The following is an 8,900-nucleotide window of genomic DNA, read 5'->3' on the forward strand; positions in this document are numbered from 1 at the left end:
GTCAATCGTTTCAATTATTATGCTTTTATGTCGGACAATCAGGTGTACCAGTCGGGTTTGTCGCTTGGAGGATCGATTTTAAAGAAGATGATATATCCTTTTGTTGTATTGCTGCCCTTATCTTCAAATCCGTCAGCGCAGTCATAATTGTAATCACCGATGATCGTTGCATTGGTGTTTTTTGCGCCGGAACTGATACAGATCGCGGAGCCTGTTGTGGCGTATATGGTGCCGCGGTTATGGTATATTTTTGCATTCTCAGCGTTGTCCGGGACATAAATCGCGTGGCAGCCTCCTTTTACGAAAGTATAGGTCAGTGTAAAATCAGAGTTGCTTGAAACCGAGAAGGTGTTGAGGTCGGACTTAGCGGTAGAGTCAAATGTGCTTCCGTTCGAGTTATCTCTGCCGAGATTCAATTCTACCTTTCTGCGCTCGGGGACCTCAAAACCGCCGCTTGAATTAATGCCCTTTACGTTATCGTCAAGCTTGTAGCCTTTTTTTGCGTCAGCTTTTACGGTTATAAATCTTCCGTTGGAGTCGATTGTAAAATCACACATCGAGTCAATACCCTGCGACCAAGCATCGATAAAGCTTCTGCAGCCCTTTTCTGCAGTGTATTTATTCAGATTTTTGGTTTTAAGTGTGTAGGGAGCAACGTCGAGAATCTTGTTATTGTTATCCTCGATAACTTTTGTAAAAACAGCGTCCATAGCGCGGAGGCTTTGGAGCATTTCGGAAGCTGTATTCTCATACTTTGTATAAGGCGCTTCATCCGCATTTACTGAAATGATGTTATTGTCGATTTCATATTCCTTTACTTTTTTTGCCATATTGTTCAGTACATTGATTGCAAAAAAGTCAAGGATGGCGTGCTCCTCCATAGAGGTTATCTCAGCGTTGATACCCTTGATAACCTTGTGGTAATCGGGTGTATTTGTATAGCTGTGCTCGTTTTTGTCGGCGGCAATAACCCTGTCAAGCAGGTAGGATGTAAGCTGCTGATAGCCATTTTCGTGATTGCTGGCGCTGCGCTCGCCCTTAAGGAAGCTGAGCATCGCGTCAAAATCGGCCTGCAGATTGCTTACGCTGCAAACGGGGTCGTTGATGATTTCCTTGTAAGCTTTGTATGTGGTGTTGTTGAGCTTACCCATCCCATCGCAGGTGAAATTATCCTTGTGCTGAGAGATACGCTTTAGAACATTAGCGTAATCCTCGGCTATTTTGTCGGTTTGCTTTCTGAATTCCATCGTGCTGATGTTAGAATCAATCATTTGAAGCTGACGCATCTCTTCGCTGTGATACTTATTCGCTTTTTCCGAAAGGGTCTGAACCTCGGCGAGAACCTCGTTGACCTTAGCCTTGATTTCAGCCGCCTGCTTATCGATGTCATCAATAACATCCTGATTTGAAGGATCGTCCTCCGAACCGAAAATAAGGTTAAATACGGGACCGATTGCCATATTTGCAAGCTTCATACCTGTTGCGTTAAGTAATGTTTTGCCGATGTACCCGAAGGCGGTCTTTGCCATACTACCCGCTATGTTCTCGGAAACCGGAGCCCCTGTTACTACGTTAGCCGAAGCCGGTGTAATTGCGACTGAGCATACTGAAAAAGCTGTGATTACGGATAAGGATGTAGCGATAATTCTTGTTTTGATACCATTCTTTTTCATAGTTAACGCCCCCTAGAAATCATTACACTTATAGTATATTATTTTTTTCAAAGTAAACAATATTCAATCAAGTCGCGATTTGTAGCCTAATTTACACATTTACAGGCAGACGTAGCATAATTTACAGAAATGAATAAATTGTAGTCAACTTGATAATTGCAACAGTTAATGCTATAATCTAATCGGTTACAGAAGGGAGAGTTGATTTAATGGCTGTAAAAAGACCCGACCGCAGAACTATGAAAACTAAGAACGCCATCTTTACGGCGCTTGCGGAGCTTATGACCGAAAAAGAAATCCGCCATATTACCGTTCAGGATATCTCGGACAAGGCAGATATTCACCGCGTCACCTTCTATAAGCATTTTCTGGATATTTATGATGTTTATGAGCAGCTGACAAAAATCATTTTAAGCGAAGTAGGCGTCCTGTTGACTCAGCACGATGAAAAACCGCCCGCGACGTTTTATTATGATATATTAAACTATGTGTCGGAACATACCGTTTATTTCAAAATGATATTCAGCCCTCACAACACAAGCCGTCTTTATCAAAACTTGCTCAAATTGTTTATCGGATATGAGGCCTTGTTTTTATCGGAACAGCTTGGACCCGATTATCCCGAAAGTGTTTTAACCTGCGTCATTCGCTATCATGTGAACGGCTGTTTTGCCGTGATAGCCGATTGGGTTACGACCGATCTTGAATACCCGCAGGAATATATCGTTAAAACGCTGTCCGAGCTTGACAAAAGTATCCATGCGTATTTGAGAAGTCAGCAAACATAAGATTCGGTGTGTCATGCGACAAGATGTTTTTATAAACAAACATGCCTCCATTCGTCAACAGGATTCTCAATTAAAACAGCAGAAAAAGGAATGAAAGAGGTGCGGGCTTAGCCCGCATTCGCTTTGTTCGGCGGCCAGCGAAGGCCGTCGTAACACAAAGGCGAAACCGGAGGTATATACCTAAGTATATACCACTCTTAACCTTTCGTCACACCATAGCTTCTGCCAAGTTTTATTGAAAGAAAAACGACACTTCTCCCCTACCCTATGTACTCGACACGTTTAGCACTCCACGAACTCAGTATAAACTTTTGCAGCAGCCGGTAACGGGACTTTGAAAGTGTATAATTCTATCAGAGAATAAAAACGGCGTTTTTTCATAAAAAGAACGCAGCACATGATCTGTAACCACCTGACGGAATTACCGTCATAGGTGCTCACAAATCGTCTGTGTTGCGTTTTGAGTTATACTCCGAGTCTGTATCGGCAGAGGAAAAATATCTCGACAAATGCGAACAGCGGGGGGAGACGTTCGCCTCAACCCCGCTGCTGTGAGCTATATTATTGTGTATATACATTAACTCCGATCAAATAAGGAATACTCATCTGATTTAGATAATACTGAATCGCTGTGACGTCCATTAATTCCAGTGTACCGTTACCGTCAACATCACCTTGTTGCAGTATCTCATCTGTGTATGGCGTATCGATCTTGGTAAGCTTTCGTTGAACGAAGGTAGCGTCGGTAATATCAATATCGCCGTTATTGTTTACGTCGCCGAGTACGAACCTGCTAACACATTCCTTTTCCTCTCCGTTAGGCAGTATCTCTACTCCTGCTTCTGTATCATTCTCTAGTAACAGAAGCTTTTCTTCTTGCTGAATCGTGTTATCATCTTCATTTCGTACATTCACTAAAGCTCCTAACATTTCTTTATCTTTATCCAGAGCAACATTTTCAAACGATTTAATGATTGATGTATCATCTCCCAAAATATCTGTTTTAGCGACATAATAATCTAAAGTTCCGACATCATTTCCAACCATTTTCAGTATGTAGTTTTTATCGCTGGGGACAGCAAACATTTTATGATCGTCAACTGTTGTAACAATTACCTCACCGAAATGTGAATCATGATAATCGACAACACCGCCTATTATTGAAGCAACCACTTTACCGTTTTCATCAACCATTTCAACATCGACAGGGCAGTAAGTTGCATACAACTTATACTCTACTTTCATAAACGGACCCCAGCCAGATGTTTTCCATTCATCATGGAATTTCGGCGTTTCTGTGTAGGTGCTGATTGATTTACGACTTCTCATATAATCCAGATAACGTGTAGGAGAATGTGCGGCAGCGTCGATCGCTCCGTTTTCATCGCTGAACCAAACAGATTCGCCCCACTTTCTCCATTTGTTCTCAACACGCCCCGAAGCAAGCCACTGTTTGACAGACGTTAACACATCCACTATATGACCGGGTACATAACTCACGGGATCTTGGAGATTTGATATATTGAATATATTATCAAAGCCTTTTACATTCGTTTGATCGCTGATTTTTGCCGTATCAGGCACAGCGAAATTATATCCGTAAAGGTTTTGTTTTCCTACTTCAGGCTCCAGCATATATTCGACTAGATTAGCTACCGCCGCACCTCGACTATGCCCTGTGACAAAATATTTTATGTTTGAGCCTTCCGAGATACTTGTGTTGTATTTTGCTGACAAATACGTATCTATTCCCTTATATACGTGCGCAGCAGCAGAATTAAAGTTTTTATGAGGTTGATATCCTATTTGAAACGCAGAGTCAACGTCCAAATTTCCAAGCCAATCTAATGTACCCTGAGAAATATCTGTGATACTTCCGGAACCCCTTAAAGTCACTAACAAACAAATCGTTCCGTCGTTATCAACTGTTGAAGCTATGCTGTAGCAAACTTTTTCGGTACCATAAACGCTATAGTAATTGAAATAATTATATGGTTCAAATTGCGATAAACCTAAATCCAGATACCCTTGTCCGACCTTAACAGGATCATAAGCCGCATTTGCGAAAGTCATCATCAAGTGAGCGAGTTCGGGATTGTATTGGGTTGAGTCCCAAATATTTGCATAATAAGATAGATTATGACTGAACCTTTCGCCTAATACCGTTAACTGTGAATCAGTAATCCACCAGCAATTATAGTGCTTCGTAACATCTTTCAGACAATTATTCCCCATTAGATAATAATCTATGTCGATTTGTGACCAATCATCAGCACTGCCTGCATAATAAACAACATTTAGATTGTATATGTATTCAAATGCATTATAGTTTATCGTTTTAACACCTATACCAACAGATAGCTTCTCCAGATTTGAACAGCCTTGGAATGTTCCGTAACTTATAGTAGTAACACCATTTCCAATTACAGCACTTTTCAGTTTACCGCAACAAAAAAAGGCTTGAGATTTTAGCTGTGTTACATTGTCCGGTATAACTATAGTTGAAATTTTGGTATTAGCAAACGCTTCACTCCCAATATAGTCAACGTTCTTAGGAATGTTTATGCTTGTTAATGAGCTCATAGAAAAAGCATAATCTTCAATGCGATTTACACTTTCGGGGATAACGATATTTATAAGACTATTGCAACCATGAAATGCAAATCGTGGTATTGTCGTAATACAATTAGGCAAATAAACTTCAGTCAGTCTATCACAGTTTTTAAATATATCATCGCCCATTTCAATTACACTATCTGGGATTCTTACATATGATAAACCTGTACTAGCGAACGCTTCTTTCCCTAAACTGATAACACTTTCCGGAATTGTTATACTTTCGAGATTCTTACAACCAATAAAAGCACCTTTATCAATGCTGTTTACACTGCTTGGAATAGATATATTAGTCAAATTCTCTAAATGTATGAATGCGCATCCACCAATATTATTTATTCCATATTCTATTATTACTCTTGTTATTGAAGTGCGTTCGCTATACCAAGGGGCCCTAGTGCCGTATGCAGAATAATCATACATATTACCCGATCCGTTTATGGTCAATACTCCATTATCACTGAGATTCCAACAGACATTATCACCACATTTTCCGCTTGTTTCAGCTTTTACGGTAATCGGAACAACTGCAAATAAAGATAACAATATAGTCAGTATCAACACTATAGAAACTATTTTCTTTTTCATCATAAGTCCCCCTTATAAAAAATGCGTAACCCGCGTGAACGAGCTACGCACGAAAAACACACAGCTCTTGCTGCGACGCAATTTATCAATCACTATGAAAGTACGTGAAAGAGAGCCTGTATTTTTACCGAAATAAAAATACACGCACTTCATAGTGGAAAAATGTTTAATTACGTCGCAACCTTATTCTACCATATTCCGGAAGTTCATGCAATCCAAATTTATGCATCTTCTTTTAGTTATTCTGCACATACGAAATATCACTTTAGCCGCAGAATAGCCGCATGGAGAAAAAGTTGGTTTTATCCGCTGAAAGGGAAGAAATGCTCTTGAAAGGGAACAAATAAGGCGATCTGTTTGCTGAAATCTCTTTTCTCGCCGTAAACCTGTAGAATCTGCCCGGGATAATCAACAGAGTTTTCATTTTTATCTTGTCATTTTCAGCATTCGATGATATACTAATTCTCGCACGAAAGAAAGCGGCATGCGCGCATGCTTTAGTCTTGTAGTCGGCGTTCCACTTCTTCGTTCAATCAAATACACATAGGGGTATAGCTCAGTTGGTAGAGCAGCGGTCTCCAAAGGCTCAAGAGGAGACCCTTTTTTATTGCCCTTTATACCGTAAGAATGGCTTAAACAGTGATGTTTTGGTCATTATTTTTTTGCCCTGATTTCAGTATCAGCCGTCTGAAATCGGCTCCGAAATCGCCCAAAATTTTGCTCATAGTATTGAAATAGCATCATTTTAGTAGTACCCTCTGAAAAGCCATGAAAAAGGCCTCCAAATTCGCTCGATTTGGAGGCTGTCTTTTTGCTCAAATGAATTAAAAATGAAGGATAAAAGAGAACGATTGAGAAGTATTGTGCGACACGTTCCTAACTGAAAAGGTTAGGCACTAATAAAAGAACGTAAAAGTTCACTAATTTATTAGGAGAACTGATAGTCCAAAAGGTGGAATGACGGGGTAACGCCCTGAAACGCCTTCCCTAATACTCCGACTGGCGTTTGTAACAATACAAGGGTCAGAAGCTCGGTGAAGTCGGCAGAGAGTAGTCCAAACAGGTTAAGCTGTGGAAAGTGTCCCAGAAGTGGGATATGCTACCTATATGCCGGGGGTCTATAAAATAACTATGGTGAGAATGAACGAAAATGTTCTGACGAAATTGCGAATGTACGGGTCTAAACTCAAGAGGCATAGAAATGTGTCTTTACCTGCAAATGGTAGTTAGTGTGGTAAAGTAAGAATGATACTTATGAAATACCATATAATGTTACAGGCATTATCCAGCTAACAGGCTCAAAGCAAGAACCTACGGTTATATATGCACAGATAGGATTATCGGAACGTGGAAAGCAGTCTAACACTACTTCATCAGTAGTGGTGGTGACGAATCATATAAGCACCTTTAATGACTGTGAGAGTGGTGGCACGACCTGAGAAGCTCTTGTAATGAGAGCAGAGGAACAGCCACCAGTCATAGTTATACAAGTAGTTATAGGTAGATAAGTTCATAGCTTCGAGTATGACAAAGAAAAATGCTCCCGAAAGGAGAGTGTTGCCTATGACAAAAGTTGCAAAGCTACGCCATAATGAGTATTACGATATGCAGTCTATCTTTGATGAATTGTATGCTGACAGTCAAAAAGGTAAGATATTCCAAAACCTTATGGATATCATATCTGCACCTGAGAATATTAGGTTAGCATATAGGAACATTAAGAGAAACAGCGGAAGTAATACAAGTGGCACTGATAAAGCTACAATCAAAGACATACAGTCTATTCCAACAGATAAATATGTTGAGATTGTGCAAAGAAAACTAAGCTATTATAAACCAAAACCTGTTAAACGTGTTGAAATCCCTAAATCTAATGGAAAATTACGTCCGTTAGGAATACCCACTATTATGGATAGATTAGTACAGCAATGTATTCTGCAAGTGCTAGAGCCAATCTGTGAAGCCAAGTTTCATGAAAGAAGCAACGGCTTCAGACCTAATAGGTCAACAGAAAATGCCATGGCACAATGCTATCGTATGATACAACAGCAAGGATTGCATTTTGTGGTGGATATTGATATCAAAGGTTTCTTTGATAATGTCAATCACAACAAGCTAATCAAACAGATGTGGACTATGGGAATCAGAGATAAACAACTTATCTGCATTATTAAGACTATGCTGACAGCCCCTATTGTAATGCCAAATGGTGAAATTGTACACCCTACACGCGGAACTCCACAAGGAGGCATATTATCGCCCCTGTTATCCAACATTGTACTCAATGAACTGGATTGGTGGATATCCTCTCAATGGGAAATCATGCCAACTAATAAGAGCTATTATGTTGGAGTCAACAAAAATGGTGCAATTAACATTGGTAGCACATATAGAGCACTCAGAAAGACTAACCTTAAAGAAATGTATATAGTCCGCTATGCTGATGACTTTAAAATTTTCTGTAGAAAACGCAGTGACGCTGACAAAGTATTCATAGCTGTCAAGCTATGGCTACAAGATAGGCTGAAACTTCAAATCTCAGAAGGTAAAAGCAAAGTTGTAAATCTCAAACGACACTATTCTGAATTTCTTGGCTTCAAACTTAAAGCAGTCAAAAAGGGCACCAAATATGTTGTTCGCTCTCACATGAGAGATAAGGCTGTAAAGAAGGTCACCAATGAGCTTATAGAGCAAGTTAAGAAGATCCAACGACCAAAAGATAAAGGACAGGCTGTATTTGAAATGCAGAAGTTTAATCAGATGGTTGAGGGTGTTCAAAACTACTATAGGTATGCCACGCACGTCAATATTGATTGCGACATAATTCAGAGACGTATCAGCACGGTTATTAAAAACAGGCTTAGAAACAGGGTTAAAAAACAAGGGGTTATAAACAGCAAGCACATAAAAGAAAGGTATGGTGGAAGTCAGCAAATCAGATTTGTTGATGATAGACCATTAGTGCCAATCGGATACGTGCAAACCAAGAATCCCATGTATAAAAAGAAAAGTGTTTGCAAATATACAGAAAACGGCAGAGCCGAGATACACAAAAATCTGCAATTTGATGATTATGTCCTATGGGTTATGAAGCAACTGCTATATAGCTATCAAAGGTCAGAAAGCATTGAGTTTACAGATAATAAAATCTCACTCTATGCGGCTCAGTATGGCAAATGTGCAATTCTTGGAACAGTCCTTGATATTGAGGATATCCATTGTCACCATAAGCTAC

4 protein-coding genes are annotated in these 8,900 nt (G+C 39.9%); 2 read left to right on the top strand and 2 right to left on the bottom strand.

Annotation, left to right across the window (positions count from 1 at the left end; all coding sequences use genetic code 11):
- Window positions 1-38 precede the first annotated feature (38 nt).
- Window positions 39-1,529: a hypothetical protein gene (locus R2I50_RS01500; RefSeq protein WP_316607309.1), complete on the bottom strand. Its 1,491-nt coding sequence runs from the start codon at window positions 1,527-1,529 to the stop codon at window positions 39-41.
- Between the two features lie 353 nt (window positions 1,530-1,882).
- On the opposite strand from R2I50_RS01500, the gene R2I50_RS01505 reads away from it, so the two are divergent.
- Complete coding sequence (locus R2I50_RS01505) at window positions 1,883-2,461, top strand: TetR/AcrR family transcriptional regulator (RefSeq protein ID WP_316607310.1); 579 nt, start codon at window positions 1,883-1,885, stop codon at window positions 2,459-2,461.
- 561 nt (window positions 2,462-3,022) lie between these two features.
- Here the strand turns inward: R2I50_RS01505 and R2I50_RS01510 are convergent.
- Window positions 3,023-5,668: a leucine-rich repeat protein gene (locus R2I50_RS01510; RefSeq protein WP_316607311.1), complete on the bottom strand. Its 2,646-nt coding sequence runs from the start codon at window positions 5,666-5,668 to the stop codon at window positions 3,023-3,025.
- Window positions 5,669-7,228: 1,560 nt separating this feature from the next.
- On the opposite strand from R2I50_RS01510, the gene ltrA reads away from it, so the two are divergent.
- The coding region (ltrA, locus tag R2I50_RS01515) for a group II intron reverse transcriptase/maturase (protein ID WP_316607312.1) at window positions 7,229-8,900 on the top strand (1,672 nt) is incomplete at its 3' end.

It is taken from the genome of uncultured Ruminococcus sp. (genome assembly GCA_902785355.1).
Lineage (GTDB): Bacteria > Bacillota > Clostridia > Oscillospirales > Acutalibacteraceae > Ruminococcoides.

Excerpts from the sequence above, each read along its gene's own strand:
- R2I50_RS01500 (WP_316607309.1), bottom strand. The coding sequence starts at position 1,529 with ATGGCAAAGACCGCCTTCGGGTACATCGGCAAAACATTACTTAACGCA.
- R2I50_RS01505 (WP_316607310.1), top strand. The coding sequence starts at position 1,883 with ATGGCTGTAAAAAGACCCGACCGCAGAACTATGAAAACTAAGAACGCC.
- R2I50_RS01510 (WP_316607311.1), bottom strand. The coding sequence starts at position 5,668 with ATGATGAAAAAGAAAATAGTTTCTATAGTGTTGATACTGACTATATTG.